The sequence below is a fragment of the Metapseudomonas boanensis genome (assembly GCF_018704125.1).
In the GTDB taxonomy this organism is placed as follows: domain Bacteria; phylum Pseudomonadota; class Gammaproteobacteria; order Pseudomonadales; family Pseudomonadaceae; genus Metapseudomonas; species Metapseudomonas boanensis.
In genome coordinates, this window is record NZ_JAGTIS010000006.1 from 266630 (window position 1) to 290329 (window position 23700).

Below are 23700 nucleotides of genomic sequence, written 5' to 3' on the forward strand. Positions count from 1 at the left end.
AAAAGGCGAAACCATGACTGAATCCGCTGAACGCGATGCCCGCCATCGCTCGCGCATGCAACGCAAGAAGGCGCTGATCGACGAGAAGATTGCCCAAGCCCAGGACGAGTATGGCCTGCTGCTGGTGCACACCGGCAACGGCAAGGGCAAGAGCAGCTCAGCCTTCGGCATGGTTGCCCGTGCCTTGGGCCACGGCATCAAGGTAGGCGTGGTGCAGTTCATCAAGGGCGGCATGTCCACGGGCGAGGAAGCCTTCTTCCGCCGCTTTCCGGAGGAAGTGAGCTACCACGTGATGGGGGAGGGCTACACCTGGGACACCCAGGACCGCCAGCGCGACATCGAGAAGGCCCAGCAGGCTTGGGCCGTGGCGCGCTCCTTGCTGGACGACCCGCAGATCGGCCTGCTGGTGCTGGACGAACTGAACATCGCCCTCAAGCATGGCTATCTTGAGCTCGATGCGGTACTCAAGGACATCGAGTCCCGCCCGGAGCACCAGCACGTCGTCGCCACCGGTCGTGGCGCCCCGCAGGAACTGATCGACGCAGCGGATACCGTTACCGAGATGAGTCTGGTGAAGCACGCCTTCAAGTCCGGGGTGAAAGCCCAGAAAGGAGTGGAGTTCTGATGGACGCTGCTTTTGTTCTTGCCTCCTCTCTCTTCGGGGAGAGGGCTGGGGATAGGGTGGCAAGAACGGCAGGAGACGGTATTCGTGTCTGACCCGGGATCCCACACCCCCGTCCCTCTTCCGAAGGGAGAGGAGAGACAAACTCTAGCCGAGCATCGGCGCTGCCCCGCGCTGCTGATTGCCGCGCCGGCCTCCGGCCAGGGCAAGACCACCGTCACCGCGGCCCTGGCGCGCCTGCATGCCCGACAGGGCAAGCGCGTGCGGGTGTTCAAATGCGGGCCGGACTTCCTCGATCCAATGATCCTCGCCCGTGCCTCTGGCGCACCGGTCTACCAGCTCGACCTGTGGATGGTGGGCGAGGCGGAAAGCCGCCGGCTGCTCTGGGAGGCGGCGGGTGAGGCCGACCTGATCCTGATCGAAGGCGTAATGGGGCTGTTCGACGGCTCGCCTTCGGCCGCCGACCTGGCGCGGCGCTTCGCTGTGCCGGTGATGGCGGTCATCAATGGAGCCGCCATGGCCCAGACCTTTGGTGCCCTGGCCGTGGGCCTGGCGACCTATCAGCCGGACCTGCCGTTTTCCGGTGTACTGGGTAACCGCGTTGGTAGCCAGCGCCACAGTGACCTGATCCGCGACAGCCTGCCGGAGTGGATCCGCTGGTACGGCTCGCTGCCGCGCAGTGCTGATGTCGAGCTGCCGAGCCGGCATCTGGGCCTGGTGCAGGCCGAGGAGCTGGCAGACCTGGACGCGCGGCTGGATGCGGCCGCCGATGCGCTGGCGGCGTCAGCCTCCGTGGAGTTGCCACCTGCCGTCGAGTTCGCCGCGCCGCAAGGCGACGCGCTGGACCAGTGGCTGGGCGGGGTGCGAATCGGCGTAGCTCGTGACACCTCCTTTGCCTTCCTCTACCAGGCCAATCTCGACCTCTTGCAGCGCATGGGTGCCGAGCTGGTGTTCTTCTCCCCCTTGGCCGATACGCAGCTGCCGGACGTGAACAGTCTTTACCTGCCTGGAGGCTACCCCGAGCTGCACTTACCGCAGCTGGCCAGCAACCGGGCCATGGCCGAGGCCATCCGCGCCCACCACGCGGCGGGAAAACCGATCCTCGCCGAGTGCGGCGGCATGCTTTATCTGTTGGACGCCCTGACTGAAGTCGAAGGCGAATCCGCCGAGTTGCTCGGCCTGCTGCCGGGGCAAGCGCGCATGCAGAAGCGCCTGGCAGCCCTGGCGTTGCAGGAAGCGGCCTTGCCGGAGGGGAATCTGCGCGGTCATACCTTCCACCACTCACTGCTGGAAACCACGCTGGAGCCGCTCGTTCGTGGCCTGTGCCCGAACGACAAGCCAGTGGCCGAATCGGTGTTCCGCATCGGCCGTCTGACGGCCTCCTACATCCACTTCTACCTGCCGTCTAACCCTCGGGCGGCTGCGGAGCTGTTCCGACCATGAGCGACCAAGGCTTCAGCCTCGAGGAGCGTGCGGCGGTCTACCGCGCCATTGCCGAGCGCCGTGACATGCGCCATTTCAGCGGTGGCAAGGTGGCGCCTGAGCTACTTGCCCGTGTGCTGGAAGCTGCGCACCAGGCGCCGAGCGTTGGGCTGATGCAGCCCTGGCGCTTTATCCGCATCAGTAGCCTGGAGTTGCGCGGGCACATCCATCACCTGGTGGAGGCGGAGCGGGTACGCACTGCCGAGGCACTGGGCGAGCGCTCGGATGAGTTCATGCGGCTGAAGGTCGAGGGCATTCGCGACTGTGCGGAACTGCTGGTGGCTGCACTGATGGATGGCCGCGAGGCCCACGTGTTTGGCCGCCGTACTCTGCCGGAAATGGACTTGGCGTCGCTTTCCTGCGCGATCCAGAACCTCTGGCTGGCGGCCCGTGCCGAAGGTCTGGGCATGGGCTGGGTTTCACTGTTCGAGCCGCAGGCGCTGGCCGAGTTGCTGGGCATGCCGGAGGGCAGCAAGCCGGTTGCGGTGCTCTGCCTGGGACCGGTGACCGAGTTCTACCCGGCGCCCATGCTGGCGTTGGAGGGCTGGGCGCAGCCGCGCTCTTTGGGTGAGTTGGTATTCGACAATCAGTGGGGGCACCGCGAATGAGCATCGGATTGCTGAGCCTGGGGGCTGTGGCGCTGGACGCCCTGCTCGGTGAACCACGGCGTTGGCACCCGCTGGTAGCCTTCGGCAAGCTGGCCAATCGCCTTGAGCATCGCTTCAACACGGGTGGACGTGGCTGGCGCAGCCACGGCGTCACCGCCTGGGGGTTGGCGGTGCTGCCGCTGACGATCGCCGTCTGGGTGCTTTCGGAGCTGCCCCATATCGGCTGGCTGGTCGGCGTGATCGCGCTGTATGCGGCCATCGGTCTGCGCAGCCTCAACGAACATGCCGAGCCGGTGGCCAATGCCTTGCAGGCCGGCGATCTGGATGAGGCGCGGCGACGGGTCGGCTATATGGTCAGCCGCGAAACCCGTGAGCTGGATGATCCGGCCGTGGCCCGTGCGGCCACCGAGTCCGTGCTGGAGAATGGCAGCGATGCGGTGTTCGCCGCATTGTTCTGGTTTGCTGTCGCCGGGGCGCCGGGCGTCGTCCTGTATCGCCTCAGCAATACCCTGGACGCCATGTGGGGCTACCGCAACGAGCGCTTTGAGCGCTTCGGCTGGGCTGCAGCACGCATCGACGACGTCCTCAACTACATTCCCGCGCGTCTGGTGGCGCTGACCTATGCACTGCTCGGCAAGACTCGTCTGGCGCTGCGCTGCTGGCGGCAGCAGGCACCGCTGTGGGACAGCCCCAACGCCGGGCCGGTGATGGCCGCTGGCGCCGGCGCACTGGGTGTGGCCCTGGGCGGACCGGCGATCTACCACGGTGAACTGCACGAGCGACCGAGGCTGGGCGAAGGCCCGGTTGCCTGTGCGGACGATATTGGTCGGGCCATGGACCTGGTGCGCCAGGGCGTGCTGCTCTGGCTGGCCGTGCTGATCCTGGGAGGCTGGCTCCTTGCTTGAACATGGCGGACGGCTGCGCGTCGCTGCGCAGCGCTATGGCATAGCCGAGGGCGATTGGCTCGACCTCTCCACCGGCATTGCCCCTTATAGTTGGCCCTTGCCGAGCGTTCCGATCTCGGCCTGGGCGCGGCTTCCCGAGTTGGACGACGGACTCGAAGAAGCTGCGCGCCAGTACTACGGCACTGACCAGCTGTTGGCGGTGGCCGGCTCCCAGGCCGCGATCCAGGCGCTGCCGCGCTTGCGTGAGCGCTGCCGGGTCGGCGTCCTTTCGCCGTGTTACGCCGAGCATTCCGCTGCCTGGCGCCGCGAAGGCCATGAGCTGGTGGAGATCGATGCGGATACCGCCGAGCGTGAGCTGGACCGTTTCGACGTGGTGCTGGTGGTCAACCCGACCAACCCGACCGGCCTGCTCCTTTCGCCGGAGCGGCTGCTGGCCTGGCATGCTCGGCTGGCGCAGCGGGGCGGTTGGCTGCTGGTGGATGAAGCTTTCATCGATTGCACGCCGGAGCAGAGCCTTGCGGGTCATTGCCCGCGGCCCGGCCTGCTGGTGTTGCGCTCCTTCGGCAAGTTTTTCGGCATGGCCGGCATTCGCCTCGGTTTTGTGCTGGCCGAGCCGCGTCTGCTGGATACATTGAATGAATGGCTGGGCCCCTGGACCATCAGTGGCCCGGCGCGGGCGGTCGCCAAGGCTATTCTGCTCGATCAGCCCGGCCGGGCGCTCCAGCGTCAGCGCCTGCTGCAGGACGGCCAGCGCCTGGAGGGCCTGCTGCGCGATTGTGGTCTGCCACCCACGGGAGGTTCGGCGCTGTTCCAGTGGCTCGCCCGCAATGATGCGCCAATCCTGCATGACTTCCTCGCCCGGCGCGGCATTCTCACTCGTTTGTTCGAGCACCCGGCCAGCCTGCGGCTTGGCCTGCCGCCGGACGCAACCTCCTGGGCTCGCTTGCAGCGAGCCCTGACCGAATACATCAGGGAGCGCCCATGACGACCTTGATGGTGCAAGGCACCACCTCCGATGCCGGTAAAAGCACCCTGGTGACGGCCCTGTGCCGTTGGCTGAAGCGCCAGGGCGTTGCCGTGGCGCCTTTCAAGCCACAGAACATGGCGCTGAACAGCGCGGTAACCACCGATGGCGGCGAAATCGGCCGCGCCCAGGCAGTCCAGGCGCAGGCCGCGGGCCTGGCGCCACACACCGATATGAACCCGGTGCTGCTCAAGCCGAACACCGACGTCGGCGCCCAGGTAATCATCCATGGCCGCGCGGTGACCAGCATGAACGCCGCCGCGTACCACGACTACAAACGGGTGGCGATGCAAGCAGTGCTGGAGTCCCACCAACGCCTCGTCGACAGCTATCAGGTGGTGATGGTCGAAGGCGCAGGGTCGCCGGCCGAAATCAACCTGCGCGCCAACGACATCGCCAACATGGGGTTTGCCGAGGCGGTGGACTGCCCGGTGATCCTGATCGCCGACATCGATCGCGGCGGCGTCTTCGCCCATCTGGTGGGGACCCTGGAGCTGCTCTCCGAAAGCGAGCAGGCGCGGGTCCAAGGCTTCGTGATCAACCGTTTTCGCGGCGATATCGCCTTGCTCCAGCCGGGCCTTGACTGGCTGGAGAAGCGCACCGGCAAACCGGTCCTGGGCGTGCTGCCCTACCTCACCGACTTCCATTTGGAGGCCGAGGACGCCATCGACCTGCGCCAGTCCGCCAAGGCGGACGACCTGCTGCGGGTGGCGGTGCCGGTGCTGCCACGCATCAGCAACCACACTGATTTCGACCCGCTGCGCCTGCATCCGCAGGTGCAGCTGATCTTCGTCGCGCCCGGCCAACCGATCCCGCCGGCCGACCTGATCATCCTGCCCGGCTCCAAGAGCGTACGCGCTGACCTCGCCCGGCTGCGTGAGCATGGCTGGGACACGGCGTTGCAGCGCCACCTGCGCTATGGCGGCAAGGTGCTGGGCATTTGCGGCGGCTACCAGATGCTCGGCCGCAGCATTACCGACCCGCATGGCCTGGAAGGACCCGCGGGGGAAAGCGAAGCCCTTGGCCTGCTGGAAATCGACACCGTACTGGCGCCTGAGAAACAACTGCGCAACGTCAGCGGCTGTCTGCGCCTGGAAGATGCGCTGGTGCGCGGGTACGAAATCCATGCCGGAGTCAGCTCCGGCGAAGGTCTGGCCAATCCTGCCGTGACACTGGATGACGGCCGGCTGGACGGTGCCCGCAGTGCCGACGGCCAAGTCATGGGCACCTACCTGCACGGGCTGTTCGAGTCCACCGCAGCCTGCTCTGCCATCCTGCGCTGGGCCGGCTTGCAGACAGTGCAGAAGGTCGACTACCACGCCCTGCGCGAGCGTGATATCGAGCGCCTGGCCGACCAGGTAGAAACGCTCCTGGATACGGGGAAATTGCGCGAACTCTGCGGCCTCTCGGCCCTGAGTCGAGGAGAAGCCGAATGCGCGAATTGATTTTGGGCGGGGCCCGCTCCGGCAAGAGCCGCCTAGCCGAAAAGCTCGCCGCGGAAAGTGGCTTGAAGGTGATCTACATCGCCACCAGCCAGCCTCTGGACGCCGAGATGAACGCGCGGGTGGCACACCACCGCGCCCGCCGTCCCGATCATTGGGGGCTGGTGGAGGAACCCGTCGAACTGGCACGGGTGTTACGCGATTACGCCGCGCCTGACACCTGCCTGTTGGTGGATTGCCTGACGCTTTGGCTGACCAATCTGCTGATGCTGGACGACCTGGCACGCCTGGACGCAGAGCGCGAAGCGTTGCTGGGTTGCATCGGCGAACTGCCTGGCCGGGTGCTGCTGGTCAGCAATGAAACCGGGTTGGGGGTCGTCCCCCTCGGTGAACTGACCCGTCGGTATGTCGATCAAGCCGGCTGGTTGCACCAGTCCCTGGCCGAGCGTTGTGAGCGCGTGACCTTCACCGTCGCCGGCCTCCCCATGTTGCTGAAGGGAGCGAATTGATGAGTCTTCAATGGTGGCAGTCCCCTTGCCAACCCCTGGACATGGTGGCCCGCGCCAGGGCGCAGGCCCGCCAGGACCAGTTGACCAAACCATGCGGTGCCCTGGGTCAGTTGGAAGACGTGGCCATCACCCTGGCAACCCTGCAGGGGTGCGAACGACCGCAGATCCTTCGGCCCTGGTTCGCAGTCTTTGCCGGCGACCATGGTGTGGTGCAAGAGGGCGTGTCCGCTTATCCGCAGGCAGTTACCGGCGAGATGCTGCGCAACTTCGTGCGGGGTGGCGCGGCCATCAGCGTCCTGGCGCGCAGCCTGGGCGCCACCCTGGAATTGGTGGACCTGGGCACGGCGTTACCGCTGGAGCCCTTGGCCGGTGTGTTGCATCTGCAAGTCGGGGCGGGCACGGCGAACTTCGCCCGAGAGCCAGCGATGACTGCCGCGCAATGCCTGATTGCCCTGGAGGCGGGGCGCTCCAGCGTGGAGCGTGCCCTGGCCGCCGAGGCCGATCTGTATGTCGGTGGTGAGATGGGGATCGGCAACACGACCACTGCCAGCGCACTGGCTTCTGCGCTGCTTGACCTGCCCGTCGCAAGGCTGGCGGGTCCCGGCACTGGGTTGGACGATAGTGGCGTAGCACGCAAGATGGCGGTGATCGAACGCGCCCTGGCGCTGCACGTGGCGGAATGCAACAGCCCGGAAGAAACCCTGCGCCGGCTTGGCGGGTTTGAGGTGGCGGCATTGACCGGAGCTTATCTCGCCTGTGCCCAGCGCGGGTTGCCGGCGCTGGTCGATGGCTTCATTTGCAGCGTGGCGGCCCTGTGCGCGGTGCGCCTGAATCCGGCCTGCCGCGACTGGTTGCTGTTCTCCCATCGATCTGCGGAGCCGGGGCATGCTGCCGTGCTTGCCGAGTTGCAAGCCGAGCCCTTGCTCGACCTCGGCCTGCGTCTGGGCGAGGGCAGCGGCGCGGCGGTTGCCCTGCCATTGCTGCGCCTGGCCTGCGAGCTGCACGATGGCATGGCCACCTTCGCCGAGGCGGCGGTTTCGGACCGGCCGGCATGAGGCTCGACCTCTTGCGCCACGGCGAAACCGAGCTGGGCGGTGGCTTTCGCGGCAGCCTGGATGATGCGCTGACTGAAACCGGATGGGCGCAGATGCATGCCGGCATCGAAGGTGGCGGGCCCTGGGATCTGGTAGTCAGTTCGCCATTGCAGCGCTGTGCGGCCTTCGCCCATGACCTGACGCATCGCCATGCTCTGCCGCTGCAGTTGGAACCGGACCTGCGGGAACTGCATTTCGGCCTCTGGGAGGGCCGTAGCGCCGCCCAGCTGATGGAGGACCACGCCGAAGCGCTGGGCCAGTTCTGGAATGATCCTTACAGCTTCACGCCGCCCGAGGGGGAACCGTTGTTGCAGTTTGAGGCGCGGGTGCTGGCTGCCGCCGAACGCTTGTTGCCGCGTTTTATCGGCCAGCGCGTGTTGCTGGTCACCCACGGCGGGGTGATCCGCATGCTGGTGGCCCGCGCCCGCCAATTGCCCCGTGCGCAGCTGATGCAGGTGGAGGTGCCGCATGGCGCCTTGTTCCGCTTGCAATTCGATGAGGCTGGCGGACTGCGGGAACAGCCATGACGCCGTTGCTGATCGCCCTGCAATTTCTCACCCGCTTGCCGGTTCGCCTATCCGGAATGCCGGCACCGCCCCAGCTGGGGCAGTCGCTGCTCTGGTATCCCCTCGTGGGGTTGCTGGTGGGCGCGATGCTGCTTGGCTTGGCTGAGTTGCTGGGCGGGCGTTTGCCGTTGTTGCAGGCGGCCCTGCTGTTGGCGCTTTGGGTTGGTATCAGTGGAGGGCTGCACCTGGACGGCCTGGCCGATACGGCTGACGCCTGGGTGGGCGGATACGGCGACCGCGAACGCACCCTGGCGATCATGAAGGACCCGCGTAGCGGGCCCATTGCCGTGGTGGTGCTAGTGGTAGTGCTGTTGCTGAAGTTCGCGGCTCTGGTGGCGCTGCTCGGGTCCGGCCATCTTGCCCCCTTGCTGCTGGCGCCTTGGCTGGCGCGAGGGCTGCTACCGCTGCTGTTCCTGTCTACGTCTTATGTGCGGGCGGGCGGCTTGGGTGAGGCGCTGGCCTCGCATCTGCCGCGCCGGGTGCTGCCTTGGGTGTTGGTCGTCAACGGCGCGGCGGTGCTGCTGTTTGGATGGATGGGGCTGCTGGCGCTGGGGATTTCGCTGTTGGCGTTTGCCTGGTTGCGTTGGCGGTTCGTACAGCGCCTGGGTGGTACGACGGGAGATACGGCGGGGGCGATGGTGGAGTTGGTTGAGGTTTCTGTTTTGGTGGGCATGGCCCTTGCCCTCTCGCCTGGCCCCTCTCCTTGAAGAGGAGAGAGGAGCCAGGCGAGAGGGCTGTGGTCAGTCAGGAAACGCCTCTTTCGCCGCTTTCCAGATGCTGGCCACCATCGAGTTCCACGATCAGCATCCGTTCCTGGCAGATGAAATCGACTTTATAGCGCGCCATCGGCTTCTGCCGGCGGAACCTCAATCCCTGCAATAGCTTTGCGCGCAAATGCTGCCAGAGCTTCTGCTCCGCATCCGTCTGCTGCGACCTCAACTGCCTGGCCAACTGAAGTCTCTCCATGACCCTTCCTTCGATTCCTGGAAAAGCCCGATCATGGTGCCCAGTCCGGTTCGGAATGCTCCTGGCGCATGCTCGAATACGCTGATTGAGACCATGCCACCCGTCACCCGACACAACTTCCCGTTGACCCGAAACCGACTGCGGGTATATACACGCACTCATGTTGCCGACCCAATGCCTCTGCACAAAACTGCGCCGTGCCACACGCAATGTGAATCGGCTCTATGACGAAGCCCTTGCCAGCATTGGGCTCAATGCCGCCCAGTATTCGCTGTTGAAGAACCTCTCGCGCCTCGATCAGCCAAGCATCACCAGCCTGGCTGAAGCCATGGGCCTGGACCGGAGCACGCTAGGGCGAAACCTGAGGGTGCTGGAGGCTAAGGGGCTGGTGCTGCTCGAAGGCGGGGAGGACCAGCGCAATCGCCTGGTGTCCCTGACCGTAACGGGTCGCGATGTCCTGACTCAGGCATTGGTGGCTTGGGAGCATGTGCAAGCGCAGTTGGCACAGCGGATCGGGGCGGAAAAGCGTACGGCGCTGATGGCGCTGCTGGATGATCTGGAACATCTCGACTGATTATTTCGCGATAAAGCGGGTATCTACCCGTAAAGGAACCTCTTATGACTTCGGTATGGCGTACCAGTGGATGGATTCTTCTTGGCGCATCGATGATCCTGGCGCTATCGCTGGGTATCCGGCACGGCTTCGGTCTGTTCCTGGCGCCAATGAGTGCGGAGTTTGGCTGGGGGCGTGAAGTGTTCGCCTTCGCCATTGCCCTGCAGAACCTGATCTGGGGGCTGGCGCAGCCCTTTACCGGGGCGCTGGCGGACCGCTTCGGCGCCTCCAGGACCGTCGTGGTTGGCGGCGTGCTCTATGCCGTTGGCCTGGTGTTGATGGGCTTCTCGGACTCCGCCTTGTCGCTCTCGCTGAGCGCCGGCCTGTTGATCGGCATCGGTCTGTCAGGGACCTCCTTTTCGGTGATTCTCGGCGTGGTGGGCCGCGCGGTGCCGATGGAGAAGCGCAGCATGGCGATGGGTATCGCCAGTGCAGCGGGTTCTTTCGGCCAGTTCGCCATGCTGCCGGGCACCCTGGGGCTGATTGGCTGGCTGGGCTGGTCTTCGGCCCTGCTGGCGCTGGGCTTGCTGGTGGCGTTGATCGTTCCGCTGGTCGGGCTGCTCAAGGACAATCCGCTGCCACCCCAGGCCCACGAGCAGACCCTGGGCCAGGCATTGCGCGAGGCGACTGCGCATCCCGGTTTCTGGCTGCTGGCGCTGGGCTTCTTCGTCTGTGGCTTCCAGGTAGTGTTCATCGGCGTGCATCTGCCGGCCTATCTGGTGGACCAGCATCTGCCTGCCCAGGTCGGTACCACGGTGCTGGCGTTGGTGGGGCTGTTCAACGTGTTCGGAACTTATATCGCCGGTTGGCTGGGTGGACGTTTTTCCAAACCCAAGCTGCTGACTGTGCTGTATCTGCTGCGCGGCGTGGTAATTGTCGCCTTCGTCTATTCGCCTCTCAGCATCTGGAGTGCATACGCCTTCGGCATGGCCATGGGGCTGCTCTGGCTTTCCACTGTGCCGCTGACCAATGGCACCGTGGCAACGTTGTTCGGTGTCCGTAACCTGTCCATGCTTGGTGGTATCGTGTTCCTCTTCCACCAGTTGGGCGCCTTCCTCGGCGGTTGGCTGGGCGGTTACCTTTATGACCAAACGGGTAGTTACCAGCTGGTATGGCAAATATCCATCTTTCTCAGCCTGATGGCCGCCGTTCTGAACTGGCCGGTACGCGAGCAGCCGGTGGCCCGGTTGCAGACGGCCGGAGCCGTATGAACCGGAACCTGGCCTGGACCCTGGGCGCGGGGTTGTTCGCCCTGATGCTGGCACTCGGTTGGTGGGGCTGGCAGCAGGGCGGCCTGGCTCTATTGCAACTGGGTATGAGCCTTTGCTGAAGCCCTGATTGTCGTCTGACTGTGCCAGGGGTAGCGTAAGCGGATCGATCGAACAGGAGTTCAGCATGAGAGCATTGCCAGTGTTATCCCTGGCCTTGGCGCTATTCGGGGGGCAGGCCCTGGCCGCCGAATGTCCGAGCTTGCTGCAACATCAGTTGCCGCAATTGCGCTCGAAGGAAACCATCGACCTGTGCCAGCGCTTTGCGGGCAAGCCATTGCTGATCGTCAATACTGCCAGCCACTGCGGCTTCACGCCGCAGTTCAAGGGGCTGGAAGCGCTCTACAAGCGCTACAAGGAGCAGGGCTTGGAGGTGCTCGGCGTGCCTTCTGACGACTTCAAGCAGGAGGCCGCTGACACCGCTGAAACCGCCAAGGTCTGCTACGTGAACTATGGCGTGACCTTTGCCATGACCCAGCCGCAGCATGTCACCGGCGACGAAGCGATACCGCTCTACAAGGAGCTGATCAGCCAGTCCGGACAGTCGCCGCGCTGGAACTTCTACAAGTACGTGGTGGATCGCCAAGGCAAGGTGATTGCCCACTTCTCCAGCCTGACCAAGCCGGATGATCCAGACCTGATCGAGGCCGTTGAACAGGCCTTGGCCAGCAAGCCCTGACAACGAAATAAAAAATAGCCCGGAGCAGTCCGTAATGCTGTTCACATAAGAAAAAACGCCGCTTTTCCTTCAGCAGGAGGGCGGCGTTTTTGGTTTACACCATCACGAAGTTGTTTCTGTTGGGCAGGTATCTCTCCTACGGGGCCTTCAGCTTGGTAGCCCGGATGAAATCGGGGAAAAGTCCAACCGCTGCACCTGGATTCATCCGGGCTGCGAGGTGGCAGACTGCTCCGAAGGCCGATCACGCCCCTCCTCATATGCGCTGCCGCCAATGCCTAAGTGAACAGCAGTACGGAGCCGTCCGGGCTTTTTGTGGGTGATGCCTCGAATCAGAAACGAAAGGTCACCTGGGCGCCCAGGCCGTGGGCGCTGTTCTTGAAGGTGGAGCTGTAGCGCAGTTTGCCCGGGCTGGCCTGGTTGATGTCGGCGTCGTCCTCCTTCAGGTAGGAATAGGCGACGTCGACGGTCACATCGTCGCTTGGGCTCCAGGCGGCACCCAGGCTGAAGATCTTGCGATCGTCGGTGGGAATGCGCGGCGAACGGAACTCGTTTCGAGTCGGTGACTGGTCGATTGCGAGGCCCGCACGCAAGGTCCATTGCGGGTTCAGCTTGTACGCTGTGCCCACGGCGTAGGCCCAGGTGTCACGCCATTCCTGTTCTTCGGTAATGGTGCCGAGGGCCGGGGCCAGCAGGCCGCGCAAGCCTTCGTTCTCAACCTTGATCTCTTTCAGGCGGCTCCAGCGGGTCCAGGTGCTGCCGGCATAGAGGGTCCACGCGTCATTGAGTTCGTGGGTCATCGAGAAGTCGACCGACTCTGGCGTCTCCAGGTCCAGCGAAGCATCGTACTTGCCAGCCGAGCTGCCGAGCACTGGACCGCTACCGGAGACGGTGGTGTCCCCCTGGAGCGTGTAGTCCACTTTGGAGTGGTAGGTCAGTCCGAAGCGAGTTTTCTCGTCCAGCTCGAACAGCACTCCGGCATTGAAGCCGAGCGCGGTGTCATCGCCCTTGACCTTCACCTTGCCGTCGTTGCGACCGGGGGACAGCGGGTTGAGGACCGAGGAGGTCAGTTCGCCATCAATGCGGTTGATGGTGGGGCCAAAGCCGACTGACAGTTGATCGTTGATGCGGTAGCTGATGGTCGGCTGCAGGGTGATCACGCGGACTTCGCTGCGGTCGCCGTAGTAGCGGCCTGCGTAGCCGGTTTCGTAGTCGGTGATCAGGCCGAACGGCACGTACATGCCAAGGCCGAAGCTCCATTTGTCATCCAGCGGTTTGACGTAATAACCCATGGGCGCCGCCACAGCCGGCACCATATCGCCGTCGTTGCTGCCACCGAGGGTGCTGCGGGCATCGTCGATATCGGTGCGGGCATAGATCATTGCTGCACCGGCGCTGATCTGTTCGCGCTTGAGACGGGACATGCCGGCCGGGTTACCGAATACCGTGGTGGCGTCATCAGCCGAGGAGGAGCGGCCTGCGAAGGCTGTGCCCATGCCGCTCACACTCTGCTCGTTGATGGCGAATCCAGAGGCCAGGCTGTAGCTGGAGGCGGCCCCGATCGCGAGGGTGAGGCCGGTTTTGAGGGCGCGATTGATCACGGTTAACTCCTGAGCGGTGTCGCGAAAGGGGCGGCACGCTAACAGGATTCGCACGCCCTTTCCAGCTCGGAGTTTGTAGCCAAACTACGCAATAATGTTGGATTGTAGGACAAAAACGTAGTTATCGTCTTCGATCGTGTATTTCGCCAGAGTGAATGCTTTTCTGACTGATCGGTCAGTGAACGATTTCACGCTACGCGGCTCAGCCCGCTGACATGATCCCGCCAGGCATCGAGGAACTCCCGGGGGCTTCCGTCCGGGCGAAATACCTGGCGCCAGACCATGGCCATGCCGATCAGGTCATCGGCGGCGGGCATGACCAGGATGCTCGACTCCACCAGCATCCAGGCAATGGCCGTGGCATAGCGGAGGTTGACCGTGAGCTCTAGGTGCGGTGCGGCGAGGAACGCGTGCTGGCTGGCCAGGCCGCGCACCTGGCTGGCCAGGTCGGGGTCGTGCGCCAAGTGCTGGTCCCAGAGGCATTGGTGGCGTTCATCGCTGATGCGATAAAGGCCACGGCCGAGTTTGTCGTCGAGTGCACTGCCGAGCGCCGACTGACAGGCAGCGGCGCCCAGTAGCAGGGCTTCGGCGGTAGGGGAGGGGCGGCGCAGGTAGAGGAGCGTCGGACGGATGACTAGTTCACAGAGGTCGCTGGCGGCAATTCCCATATAGCCCTCGCGGAGATTGCCGGCGGGACCGGGGCGTTTGGCAGCTTCTCATCGTTATCGTGAAGGCCCCGCCGGGAGCGGGGTTAGCCGCTCAATTTCAAGTCTAGTGCGATATGTCGGCTGTAAAGGACTGTTTTTAAACCGTTTAAGGCTTTTGGTTATTGTCTATATAGCTGGCTGTGCTTTACAGCTTGCGTCGCTGTTGTCGAGGCGAATTCATTCACATCCACAGGCAGGATTTGGATGCAAGCCTACTCGCCCGTGGTCATCGGCCGGGACGGATCGGTGATCCACTCACTCCAGGAGCCGGCATACAGGCGCGCCAGGGGGTAGCCGGCCAGGCTAAGGGCGAAGAGGTTGTGGCAGGCGGTTACGCCAGAGCCACAGTAGGCCACGAGATCGTTAGCCGGGCGCTCTCCAAGCAGGGCAGCGAAGCGTCGCTTGAGCTGCGCGGCGGGCAGGAACCGGCCGTCTGTGCCCAGGTTGTCGGTGAAGGCGGCGCATTGCGCTCCTGGGATATGCCCGGCCACCGGGTCGATGGGTTCGACTTCGCCCTTGAAGCGTGGCAGTGCGCGGGCGTCCAGCAAGGTCAGGTCGCTTTGGCCAAGCAGGCTTTGCAGGCCTTGTGCGTCCACCAGCAGGCTGGCATCCGGTTCTCCTTGGAAGTCGCCTGCTTTGATGGTCGGCGGCACGGCAGTCAGCGACAGACCGGCATCACGCCAGGCCTTCAGTCCCCCATCGAGGAGGAATACCCCGTCCCGTTTGCCCAACCAGGCCAGCAGCCACCAGGCGCGGGCGGCGAAGGCGCCAGGGCCATCGTCATACAGGACGATGTTGCTGTCGGCGCTAACGCCCCAGGCGCGCAGCTTCTCGACGAGTTCTGTGGCGGCGGGCAGGGGATGTCGGCCGGTTACTCCCTTGTTTACCGGACCGGAGAGATCGTGCTCCAGGTCAGCAAAGAGCGCGCCGGGGACGTGGCTCTCGGCGTAGCTGCGCTGGCCATAGGCGGGGTCTTCGAGTGCGAAACGGCAGTCGAGGACGACCAGGCCGGGTTCATGCAGGCGGGCGTTGAGCTGTTCAGGGCTGATGAGTTGCGCGAGCGACATGGTGTGTTCCTTGTCGGGAAGTTGACCGTAACCAACATCATAGGGAGGTGCGCAGCGTAAGTCGCGTTGCTGCGCATGCTCTTACCCGCGGGATTGCTCAGTCGCGCGCTGCACGCAGGCGCTGAAAACCGGCTTCGAGGTCGGCAATGAGGTCGTCGGGATGTTCCAGGCCGACGTGCAGTCGCACTAGTGGGCCTTCTGCATTCCAGGTGGTGGCGGTGCGATGCGAACTCGGTCGGGTGAGCAGGATCAGGCTTTCGAAGCCGCCCCAGCTGAAGCCCATGCCGAACAATTGCATGTCATTCAGCATGGCGCGAATGGCGGATTCGGTGATGGGTTTGAACACCACACCGAACAGGCCACAAGCGCCGGTGAAGTCGCGCTTCCAGATGTCGTGGCCCGGAGCGCCAGGTAGCGCTGGGTAAAGCAGACGCTCCACCTCCGGCTGAGCGGATAGCCACTCGGCCACGGCATGGGCGTTGCGCTGGTGGCGTTCCAGGCGCGTCGACAGGGTGCGCAGGCCGCGAAGTGCCAGGTAGGCGTCATCGGCGCTGACCGAAAGGCCCAGTTGCTTGTAGAAGCCACGGATACGCGGGTAGAGCGCCTCGGTGGTCATGATCACGCCCATCAACACGTCGGAATGGCCGACGATGTACTTGGTGGCCGCGTGGATCGAAATGTCGACGCCGTGCTTGAAGGATGGGAAATGCGCGGGAGTGCCCCAGGTGTTGTCGAGCATGACCAGTGCTCCACGAGCGTGAGCCGCGTCAGCAATAGCCGGTATATCCTGAACCTCGAAGGTCAAGGAGCCGGGAGATTCGACGAAGACCACGCGGGTATTGGGTCGGATCAGGTCGGCGATGCCGGCGCCGATCAGCGGGTCGTAGTAGGTGGTTTCTATGCCGAAGCGCTTCAGGGTTTCGTCGCAGAAGGCTCGCGTCGGGTCATAGACCGAATCGGTCATCAGTAGGTGGTCGCCTGGTTGCAGCGTTGCCAGCAGGGCGGTGGTCAGCGCGCTCAGGCCGCTGGGCGTGAGCATGGCGCCATAGGCGCCCTCCAGCTGGCAGAGCGCCTGCTCCAGTGAGCGGGTTGTGGGGTTGCCGTGACGGCCGTAGGTATTGAGCGTGCCGTGTTGTGCGTGCAGCGTTTCGACGGTGGGGAACAGCAGCGTGGAGGCACGGTAGACCGGGGTGTTGACGGTGCCGCCGATCTGGCCCCGCTCGCGGCCCTCATGGGCCAGCAGCGTTTCAATATGAAGTTTCCGGTCGTCCACTTGGGTGTTCCTCATGCCTGCAAAGTCTTGATTCGAGCGCTTTGTGGCGGGTTGTACGCAGGCGCTCTGATAGGGCAAACCTTACGCAAGTATCGTGAGAAAAAGTTTGCGTTCATAGCAGGAGTAAGGCGAGCCAATAGAAAAATATCCTACGGGACTGATATCTAGAGGAAATATTTTCCTGCACGCCTGTCTTGCACTGATCGAATAGCCTGATCGGCGATGGAGGGGCGTCATGCAGCGTCGTCAGCTCTGGCTCAGGTGACCCATCGGCAGGGCCGTGGTGTGCTTGATCACTTCCATGGAGAAGCCGGCGCTGACATCCGACAGGTCCGCGACGCGAATCAGCCGTTTGTAGACAGCGTCGTAGCCCTTGATGTCGGGGACGACGATCTTCAGCAGATAGTCGATGTCGCCGCTCATGCGGTAGATCTCGACGATCTCGGGTATCGCGCGCGTGCCCTCGACGAACTGCCGGGTCCAGTCATCGCTGTGGCGGCTGGTGCGAATGGTGACGAAGACTGTGACGCCCAGTTGCAGCTGTTCGGGGTCGCAGAGCACCACCTGCTTATGGATAACGCCTGTTTCGCGCAGCCGCTGCAGGCGACGCCAGCACGGTGTGGGGGAAAGGTTCACGGCCTCCGCGAGGTCGGCGAGGGAGATCGATGCGTCCTGCTGCAGGAGGCTCAGTATCTGCAGGTCTTTCTTGTCCATGGCGCGGGTCCGTGCTGGTCGCTGCGGGCGGGGCTAATCGATGATTCCCGACATCATAAGGACCGGCGCGATCGAAGTCGCGTGGACCTGTAAGACCTCTAGGAGCGGGCCTGCTCGCGAATACGCTAGCGCAGGGCTCTTTGCGAGCAGGCCCGCTCCTACGATAGGTCTCAATGAATCTTCAGCCGCCCGATCCGGTCGTTGTCCAGGCTGCCCATATAGAGGTAATCGCCCACGGGTTTGGCTGAGGTGATCATGCGTAGGTGGCTGCCGCTGGCGTCGTGGAGGCTCTGGGTGATCTGCCCGTTCTCATCGATGGCCAGCACCAGGCCGTAGGTAACCGGCTTGGGCCAGAACATGCGCGGAAGCTTGGCGAGCTGGGCTTTCAGCCACGGCTGGGTGTGCAGGAAGTCGGCGTCGGCCTTGCGTGGCGAGGGCAGGGCGACCCAGAAGGTGCCCTGGCGGTCACCCTGCAGGTTGTCCGGAAGGCCCGGCAGGTTGTCGATGAACACGTCCTGGGTGCCCGCCTTCTCGCCGCTCAGCCAAAAGCGGGTGATTCGGTAGCGGTAGGTCTCGTTGACCAGTACGAAGTCTTCCTTGGCCGACAGCGCCACACCGTTGGCAAAGTAGAGGTTCTTGAGCAGGACTTCGGTCTTGCCAGTCGCCGGATCGAAGCGCAGCAGGCGGCCGTGCGGCCGGGCTTCGAGTAGGTCGAGCAGGTAGTCCGGCTGCTGGAACTTGCTGGAGGCGTCGGTGAAGTAGATGCGACCGTCGCGGGCGATATCCAGGTCATTGGTGAAGCGGAATGGCACGCCGTCGGCTTCGGTGGCCAGGACCTGGGTTTTCCCGCTCTGGGCAAGGCGCAGGAGGCCTTTGTATGCATCTGCAACGATCAGGTTGCCTGCGGCATCGAAGTCCATGCCCAGCGGGCGTCCGCCGGTTTCGACGAAGGTTTCCGGAGTGCCGTCGGCGGTGATGCGCACGATCCGCCCGTCGTGCAGGCTGGCATAGGTGCGGCCCTGGGCGTCGACGGCGGTATCTTCCGGTCCGTGGATCTGCCCCTTGGCCAGTAGGTCGGCCTTCATCAAGGTGTCGTTGGGCTCTAGAGGGCCGGTCATCAGTGGCGCTTGAGGTGCCTGCCAGGCCAGCGGGTCGATGGGGCTGGGGGTGACGGCGAGGTAGATCGCCAGGGCGGCGGCGAGGAGGCCGATCAGGCCCAGAAGCTTCTTCATGGCATTCCCTTTAATGGATCTTGTCGGACAAGGCGCGCGCAGGATAGGGAGCGCAAGAAAATGCGGCAAGCCGCGAATGCTCAGCAATTGCCAGGGTCGATATATACTGCGCGCCATTGATTCAAGGAGAGCCCTGTGGCTATCGACATTACCTGGATACGCGACGACGCTGAGCTGGCGAGCTATTGCGCCGAGTGGCAGCGCCTGCCTTTCGTGGCCCTGGACACCGAGTTCATGCGGGTCGACACCTTCTACCCGAAGGCCGGTCTGATCCAGGTCGGAGACGGCAAGCGGGCCTACCTGATCGACCCTCTGCTGATCGGCGACTGGGCGCCTTTTGCCGCGCTGCTGGAAAACAGCGCCGTGCTCAAGGTACTGCATGCCTGCAGTGAAGACCTGGAGGTCTTCCTGCGCCTGACGGGGGCCTTGCCGCAACCCTTGCTGGATACCCAGCTGGCCGCGGGCTACCTCGGCATCGGCTATTCGATGGGCTACTCGCGCCTGGTGCAGAGTGTCCTGGGCATCGACTTGCCGAAGGACGAAACCCGTTCCGACTGGCTGCAGCGTCCGCTGACCGAGATGCAAGTGCGCTATGCCGCCGAAGACGCCCAGCATCTGGCGGAGCTCTATGCAGCCCTGGCGCCGCGCCTCGTAGAGCCGAAACTGTCGTGGATTCTGGAGGATGGCGCCGAGCTGATCGCCAACCTGCGCCGAGAAGTAGTGCCCGAGGAGCTGTATCGCGAAGCGAAGCTCGCCTGGAAACTGTCCCGCGCCCAGCTCGCCGTGCTCCGCGAACTCTGCGCCTGGCGTGAGATCGAGGCTCGCCTGCGTGATATGCCACGCAACCGCATACTGCGTGAACACTCGTTATGGCCCCTTGCGCGGTTCCAACCGGACAACCTGGTGGCCTTGGCACGCATCGACGATATGCACCCGCGGACAGTGCGCCAGGACGGCAATACGTTGCTTAAATTGATCCGAGAGGCTGCCGAAACGCCACCGGCCGACTGGCCGGAGGCCATTCCTGAGCCATTGCCGCCAGAGGCGTCGGGCTTGCTGAAGACACTGCGTGCGGTCGGCCAGGCCGAGGCTGAGCGGCTGGGCATGGCACCTGAGCTGATGCTGCGCAAGAAACATCTCGAGGCCTTGCTCAAGACGGGTTTCCCCAACGGACCCTATCAGTTGCCCGATGCCCTGAAGGGCTGGCGCCGTGAGCTGATGGGGCAGGCGTTGCTGGATACGCTGGCTGCTTCAAACCAATGATTGACTTCGCCGTGCCAAATGGCACGGTATGCCCCGCGAGCCTGAACATGAAACGAATCTGCTCCATCTATAAAAGTCCGCGCAAGAACGAGATGTACCTCTACGTCGACAGGAGCGAAGCCCTGACCCGGGTGCCTGAAGCGCTGCTGACCGCTTTCGGTGCTCCCGTGCATGCCTTCGACCTGGTGCTTACGCCCGAGCGCAATCTGGCCCGCGAGGATATTGCCAAGGTGCTGGAGAATATCGAGAAGCAGGGCTTCCACCTGCAGATGCCGCCGGGTGAGGAGGAGTACATCGAGCACCTGCCGGAAGAACTGCTGCGGATGAACGACCCAATCTGATGAATGTCCTGATCGCCGAAGACGACTTTGCGCTCTACGCCGACCTGTTACGGGCAGCGGAGCCCGGCTTGCAGCTACATGCGGGGCGCGAGGTCGAGCACCTGCTCGCTATTGCCGGGCAATGCCCGGTCTGGCTGGGGGAGCCGGACTTGCTTGCCCAACTGCTGCGCAACGGCTGCAAGCCTGACTGGGCCCAGTCGACTTGGGCCGGCATCACCCCACTGCTGGCTGCCGACCTCCCGCACGACTACCGGCTGAGCCGGGCTGTGGGCATTTTCGGTCAGGTGATGGCGGAATATGTGCTTGGTTACATCCTCGCCCATGAGCGGCAATTGCTGTCACGGGTTGCCAGCCAGGGTGAGAAGCGTTGGGACAACCGCCTGCCCAGCAGCCTGGAGGGCAAGCGAGTTCTGATTGTCGGCAGCGGTGACATCGGCCAGAGCGTGGCGGGTTTTCTCGCACCGTTCGGGGTCGAGCTACATGGCATCGCCCGCGAACCGCGTCCGCTGGAGCCTTTCGAGCAGGTCCACAGCTTGGACGCCCTTGTCGAGCAGGCTGGCTGGGCGGATTACCTGGTCAACCTGTTACCGGACACGCCGGCAACCCGCGATGTCTATGACGCCGGACTATTTGCCCGGATGAGTCCGAGCGCACTGTTCATCAATGCAGGCCGCGGTGTCGCGGTAGTGGATGCCGACCTGGTGGCGGCTCTGGAGGCAGGACAACTGGCCGGCGCGGTAATAGACGTATGCCGCGAAGAGCCCTTGCCCACCTGGCATCCCTTCTGGACCGCGCCCAACCTGCTGCTGACCGGCCATAGCTCGGCGCCCACCTTGCCCAGCGCCATGGCACGGTTGTTCATCGATAACCTGCGTCGGTTCCATGCCGCTGAGCCCCTGCGGGGCACGGTGGATTTCAAGCGTGGTTATTGAACGGCAGACTCCGTCGTAGGAGGGAGCCTGCTGGCGAAGCCCGCATCCACGGCATTCGCCAGCAAGCTGGCTCCTGCAGGGTAGTTCCAGCTCCGTGATGGAGTTGTCCGATCATCCGTAACCAACGGTCAGCTATGCTTGGCCCGTACCCTCAGCACGACTAGACTACGCGCCCCTTTATCGTTGTCCTCATGCCATGGCCGCCAAAGTAGAACCCTTCTGGAAGCGCAAGACCCTCGACCAGCTCGATCAGGAGGAGTGGGAATCCCTCTGCGATGGCTGCGGCCTCTGCTGCCTGCAGAAGCTTGAGGATGAGGACGATGGCAGCGTTTATTACACGCGCGTCGCCTGCAAGCTGCTCGACCTCAATACCTGCCGCTGCACCAACTACGCCAACCGCCGCCAGTTCGTCGCCGATTGCATCCAGCTGACGCCAGCCCAGGCCGATGAGTTCCGCTGGCTGCCGCCTACCTGCGGTTACCGCCTCGTGGCCGAGGGCAAAGACCTGCCGCCATGGCATCCACTGGTCTGCAATGACCCGGAAGCGGTGCACAAGGCGGGCATCTCTCAGTCTGGACGCATGCTGAGCGAAAACAGCGTCGCGGAAGACGATTGGGAGGATTACCTGATTTTTCGCGCGGGTTGATTCCGCCCAGGGATCAAACCGCCGCCAACCGAGTCTCAGGGATTGACCGTCATGTCCTTAAGGAAACCTTCCTCGATGTTCGCCCCTCGCCAGTTGCTGCTATCCACTGCCTTGCTGACTCTGAGTGCGCCACTACTGGCGGCCAAGCGGGTCGATCTCGACTATCAGGTTCGTTTTTTGCCGGAGAGCGACCAGGCCGAAGTCAGCCTGACCCTGGAGCAAGGGGAAGCGGTGCGTCACCTCCGCTTCGACCTTGGCGACAAGGGCTATTACAGCGACTTCAAGGCTACCGGGAGTTGGCAGCAAGAAGACCCAGGCCACGGCACCTGGACGCCCGCTGCCGGCAAGGCCAGCCTGAGTTACCGGGTGCGAATCAGCCACCCGCGCGAAGACGGTCGCTTCGACGCCCGTATGACGCCTGATTGGGCCCTGCTGCGCGGCGATGACCTGGTGCCCAGTGCCCGGTTGGACCTGGTCGAGGGCAACGAGTTGGTCTCCCGCATGACCGTCGAGCTGCCCAAGGATTGGAAAGCGGTCGAAACCGGATGGCCGCGGATAGGAAAGAACCGCTTTCGCATTGATAACCCCGAGCGACTCTTCGATCGCCCCACTGGCTGGATTCTGGCCGGCAAGCTTGGCAGCCGGCGCGCCACCCTGGGCAATACCGACATCACAGTCAGCGCGCCGGTCGGTGAGGGGATGCGCCGTATGGACATCCTGACGCTGCTGACCTTCGTCTGGCCCCATGCACAGGAGATTTTCCCGCGTGAGCCGGGCAAGTTGCTCATCGTCGGCGCCAACGACCCTATGTGGAGAGGCGGGCTGTCTGCACCTAATTCCTTCTTCATGCATTCGGCGCGGCCGCTGGTGAGCGAGAACGGCACCAGCTCACTGCTGCATGAGCTGGTCCATGTGTTCAGCCGTATCCGGGATACAGACCGCAGCGACTGGATCAGCGAAGGCATCGCTGAGTACTACGCCATCGAGTTGATGCGCCGCGCCGGTGGCCTCAGCGATGATCGCTATGCGCTGATCCGCAAGCAGTTGGGGCAGTGGAGCCGCAAGGTCGAGTCCCTGCGCGATGAGCATGCCAGCGGGCCGCTCACTGCACGTGCGGTGCTGCTGTTGCAGGACCTGGACAAGGAAATTCGCCTGAAGACCGATGGCAAACATTCGGTGGACGATGTCACCCGCGGCCTGATGCGCCTGGACAAGGCCAGCACCAAGGATTTCATCCAGATCAGCGAGAACCTGATCGGTGGCAGCTCCGAAGTGCTGGGAACCAAGCTGCTGCGGTAAACCGCGCGATACCTGGTCGTACGACTCCTCGTAGGAGCGAGCTTGCTCGCGAAGGCAACCAGCCGCGCCCGTTTGCGAGCAAGTTCGCTCCAACAAAGGCTACCTGGATCTGCTGTGTCATTACCGGTTCAGCAACTCCAGCAAGGCCGCGGCCGCAGGTTCGGATGAGGCAGGGTTCTGACCGGTCACCAGGTTGCCGTCAGCCACCACGTGCGGCTGCCAGTCTGCAACCTTGGAATAGTGGCCGCCCTGGGCCTTGAGCTCGTCCTCGAGCAGGAAGGGCACCACCTCTGCCAGCCCCACTGCGATTTCCTCCGAGTTCGCAAATCCGGTCACGGCGTTGCCCTGCACCAGCGGCGCGCCGTCCGGGGCCTTGGCGTTGAGCAGGACGGCCGGGGCATGACACACAGCGCCTACAGGTTTGCCCGCGGCGTAGAGCGATTCGATCATCACGATGGAGTGGGGGTCGTCGACCAGGTCCCAGAGCGGGCCATGGCCGCCGGGATAGAACACGGCGTCGAAATCGGACGGCACCAGTGTGTCGAGCCTCAAGGTATTGGCCAGCACTCGACGGGCTTCGTCATCCTCGTTGAAGCGCTGCGTGGCCGCGGTCTGCGCGGCCGGGTCATCGCTTTTCGGATCCAGCGGCGGCTTGCCGCCTCGAGGCGAGGCGAGCACCACCTCGGCGCCGGCATCGCGGAACGCAAAGTAGGGGGCGGCGAATTCCTCTAGCCAGAAACCGGTCTTGTGGCCGGTGTCGCCCAGGCGGTCGTGGGAGGTCAGTACCATCAGGATCTTCATTGTGATCTCCTTGCGGATCCGTTTGCAGGCCGTTGGAAAACTGCCTGCG

The 23700-nt window shown here is 63.8% G+C and carries 27 protein-coding genes; 19 read left to right on the top strand and 8 right to left on the bottom strand.

Features of this window, described 5'->3' with window-relative positions; genetic code table 11:
- Window positions 1–13: 13 nt before the first annotated feature.
- The 10 genes from cobO (at window position 14) to J7302_RS13865 (ending at window position 8959) form a co-directional block, all read left to right on the top strand.
- Window positions 14–625: a cob(I)yrinic acid a,c-diamide adenosyltransferase gene (gene cobO, locus J7302_RS13820; protein WP_215375338.1), complete on the top strand. Its 612-nt coding sequence runs from the start codon at window positions 14–16 to the stop codon at window positions 623–625.
- Window positions 626–796: 171 nt separating this feature from the next.
- Complete coding sequence (locus J7302_RS13825) at window positions 797–2065, top strand: cobyrinate a,c-diamide synthase (RefSeq protein ID WP_251702071.1); 1269 nt, start codon at window positions 797–799, stop codon at window positions 2063–2065.
- Window positions 2062–2712, top strand: a complete 651-nt coding sequence (bluB, locus tag J7302_RS13830) for a 5,6-dimethylbenzimidazole synthase (protein WP_215375344.1) — start codon at window positions 2062–2064, stop codon at window positions 2710–2712. Before J7302_RS13825 ends, bluB begins: the two co-directional genes overlap by 4 nt.
- Complete coding sequence (gene cbiB, locus J7302_RS13835; protein ID WP_215375347.1) at window positions 2709–3617, top strand: adenosylcobinamide-phosphate synthase CbiB; 909 nt, start codon at window positions 2709–2711, stop codon at window positions 3615–3617. Before bluB ends, cbiB begins: the two co-directional genes overlap by 4 nt.
- Window positions 3610–4602 carry a threonine-phosphate decarboxylase CobD gene (cobD, locus tag J7302_RS13840; protein ID WP_215375350.1) on the top strand — a complete coding sequence of 331 codons (993 nt, stop codon included), beginning with the start codon at window positions 3610–3612 and terminating at the stop codon, window positions 4600–4602. The genes cbiB and cobD overlap by 8 nt, the downstream gene beginning before the upstream one ends.
- Window positions 4599–6086 (top strand): cobyric acid synthase, encoded by a 1488-nt coding sequence (locus J7302_RS13845; RefSeq protein WP_215375353.1) that lies wholly within the window; start codon window positions 4599–4601, stop codon window positions 6084–6086. The genes cobD and J7302_RS13845 overlap by 4 nt, the downstream gene beginning before the upstream one ends.
- Window positions 6074–6592, top strand: coding sequence for a bifunctional adenosylcobinamide kinase/adenosylcobinamide-phosphate guanylyltransferase (gene cobU / locus J7302_RS13850; RefSeq protein ID WP_215375356.1), 519 nt, complete (start codon window positions 6074–6076; stop codon window positions 6590–6592). The genes J7302_RS13845 and cobU overlap by 13 nt, the downstream gene beginning before the upstream one ends.
- Window positions 6592–7647, top strand: coding sequence for a nicotinate-nucleotide--dimethylbenzimidazole phosphoribosyltransferase (cobT, locus tag J7302_RS13855; protein ID WP_215375360.1), 1056 nt, complete (start codon window positions 6592–6594; stop codon window positions 7645–7647). Before cobU ends, cobT begins: the two co-directional genes overlap by 1 nt.
- The gene (gene cobC / locus J7302_RS13860) at window positions 7644–8213 is read left to right on the top strand and encodes an alpha-ribazole phosphatase family protein (protein ID WP_215375363.1); all 570 of its coding nucleotides are present in this window, start codon (window positions 7644–7646) and stop codon (window positions 8211–8213) included. Before cobT ends, cobC begins: the two co-directional genes overlap by 4 nt.
- Complete coding sequence (locus tag J7302_RS13865; protein WP_215375368.1) at window positions 8210–8959, top strand: adenosylcobinamide-GDP ribazoletransferase; 750 nt, start codon at window positions 8210–8212, stop codon at window positions 8957–8959. Before cobC ends, J7302_RS13865 begins: the two co-directional genes overlap by 4 nt.
- 37 nt (window positions 8960–8996) lie before the next feature.
- On the opposite strand, the gene J7302_RS13870 is transcribed toward J7302_RS13865, so the two are convergent.
- Window positions 8997–9218: an endonuclease domain-containing protein gene (locus J7302_RS13870; protein ID WP_215375371.1), complete on the bottom strand. Its 222-nt coding sequence runs from the start codon at window positions 9216–9218 to the stop codon at window positions 8997–8999.
- Between the two features lie 160 nt (window positions 9219–9378).
- Between J7302_RS13870 and J7302_RS13875 the strand changes: the two genes are divergently transcribed.
- The 4 genes from J7302_RS13875 (at window position 9379) to J7302_RS13885 (ending at window position 11778) form a co-directional block, all read left to right on the top strand.
- On the top strand, window positions 9379–9792 hold the full coding sequence (locus J7302_RS13875; RefSeq protein ID WP_215375374.1) for a MarR family winged helix-turn-helix transcriptional regulator: 414 nt from the start codon (window positions 9379–9381) through the stop codon (window positions 9790–9792).
- A 44-nt stretch (window positions 9793–9836) separates the two neighbouring features.
- Window positions 9837–11042, top strand: coding sequence for an MFS transporter (locus J7302_RS13880; RefSeq protein ID WP_215375378.1), 1206 nt, complete (start codon window positions 9837–9839; stop codon window positions 11040–11042).
- Complete coding sequence (locus tag J7302_RS26850; protein ID WP_285899544.1) at window positions 11039–11161, top strand: hypothetical protein; 123 nt, start codon at window positions 11039–11041, stop codon at window positions 11159–11161. The genes J7302_RS13880 and J7302_RS26850 overlap by 4 nt, the downstream gene beginning before the upstream one ends.
- A 65-nt stretch (window positions 11162–11226) precedes the next feature.
- Window positions 11227–11778, top strand: coding sequence for a glutathione peroxidase (locus tag J7302_RS13885; RefSeq protein WP_215375381.1), 552 nt, complete (start codon window positions 11227–11229; stop codon window positions 11776–11778).
- Between the two features lie 329 nt (window positions 11779–12107).
- Here the strand turns inward: J7302_RS13885 and J7302_RS13890 are convergent, their stop codons facing one another.
- The 6 genes from J7302_RS13890 to J7302_RS13915 form a co-directional block, all read right to left on the bottom strand.
- Entirely contained in the window at window positions 12108–13373 is a 1266-nt protein-coding gene (locus J7302_RS13890; protein WP_215375482.1) for an OmpP1/FadL family transporter, read from the bottom strand.
- Between the two features lie 191 nt (window positions 13374–13564).
- The gene (locus J7302_RS13895) at window positions 13565–14044 is read right to left on the bottom strand and encodes a hypothetical protein (protein ID WP_215375385.1); all 480 of its coding nucleotides are present in this window, start codon (window positions 14042–14044) and stop codon (window positions 13565–13567) included.
- A gap of 251 nt (window positions 14045–14295) precedes the next feature.
- Window positions 14296–15150 carry a sulfurtransferase gene (locus J7302_RS13900; protein WP_215375388.1) on the bottom strand — a complete coding sequence of 285 codons (855 nt, stop codon included), beginning with the start codon at window positions 15148–15150 and terminating at the stop codon, window positions 14296–14298.
- A 97-nt stretch (window positions 15151–15247) separates the two neighbouring features.
- Window positions 15248–16438: a cystathionine beta-lyase gene (gene metC / locus J7302_RS13905; protein WP_215375391.1), complete on the bottom strand. Its 1191-nt coding sequence runs from the start codon at window positions 16436–16438 to the stop codon at window positions 15248–15250.
- A 231-nt stretch (window positions 16439–16669) separates the two neighbouring features.
- Complete coding sequence (locus tag J7302_RS13910) at window positions 16670–17137, bottom strand: Lrp/AsnC family transcriptional regulator (protein WP_215375394.1); 468 nt, start codon at window positions 17135–17137, stop codon at window positions 16670–16672.
- 170 nt (window positions 17138–17307) lie between these two features.
- A complete protein-coding gene (locus J7302_RS13915) occupies window positions 17308–18369 on the bottom strand; it encodes an SMP-30/gluconolactonase/LRE family protein (protein ID WP_215375396.1) in 1062 nt (353 codons plus the stop codon).
- A gap of 135 nt (window positions 18370–18504) precedes the next feature.
- Between J7302_RS13915 and rnd the strand changes: the two genes are divergently transcribed.
- From rnd to J7302_RS13940, 5 genes are all read left to right on the top strand, one after another.
- Window positions 18505–19632: a ribonuclease D gene (rnd, locus tag J7302_RS13920; protein ID WP_215375398.1), complete on the top strand. Its 1128-nt coding sequence runs from the start codon at window positions 18505–18507 to the stop codon at window positions 19630–19632.
- Between the two features lie 47 nt (window positions 19633–19679).
- Entirely contained in the window at window positions 19680–19973 is a 294-nt protein-coding gene (locus tag J7302_RS13925; RefSeq protein ID WP_215375400.1) for a YcgL domain-containing protein, read from the top strand.
- Window positions 19973–20905, top strand: coding sequence for a D-2-hydroxyacid dehydrogenase (locus J7302_RS13930; protein WP_215375402.1), 933 nt, complete (start codon window positions 19973–19975; stop codon window positions 20903–20905). Before J7302_RS13925 ends, J7302_RS13930 begins: the two co-directional genes overlap by 1 nt.
- Before the next feature lie 196 nt (window positions 20906–21101).
- Window positions 21102–21551 (top strand): YcgN family cysteine cluster protein, encoded by a 450-nt coding sequence (locus J7302_RS13935; RefSeq protein WP_215375404.1) that lies wholly within the window; start codon window positions 21102–21104, stop codon window positions 21549–21551.
- Window positions 21552–21626: 75 nt separating this feature from the next.
- Window positions 21627–22850, top strand: coding sequence for a M61 metallopeptidase family protein (locus J7302_RS13940; protein ID WP_251702056.1), 1224 nt, complete (start codon window positions 21627–21629; stop codon window positions 22848–22850).
- Window positions 22851–22970: 120 nt separating this feature from the next.
- Here the strand turns inward: J7302_RS13940 and J7302_RS13945 are convergent, their stop codons facing one another.
- Complete coding sequence (locus tag J7302_RS13945) at window positions 22971–23651, bottom strand: type 1 glutamine amidotransferase domain-containing protein (protein ID WP_215375407.1); 681 nt, start codon at window positions 23649–23651, stop codon at window positions 22971–22973.
- Window positions 23652–23700: the final 49 nt, after the last annotated feature.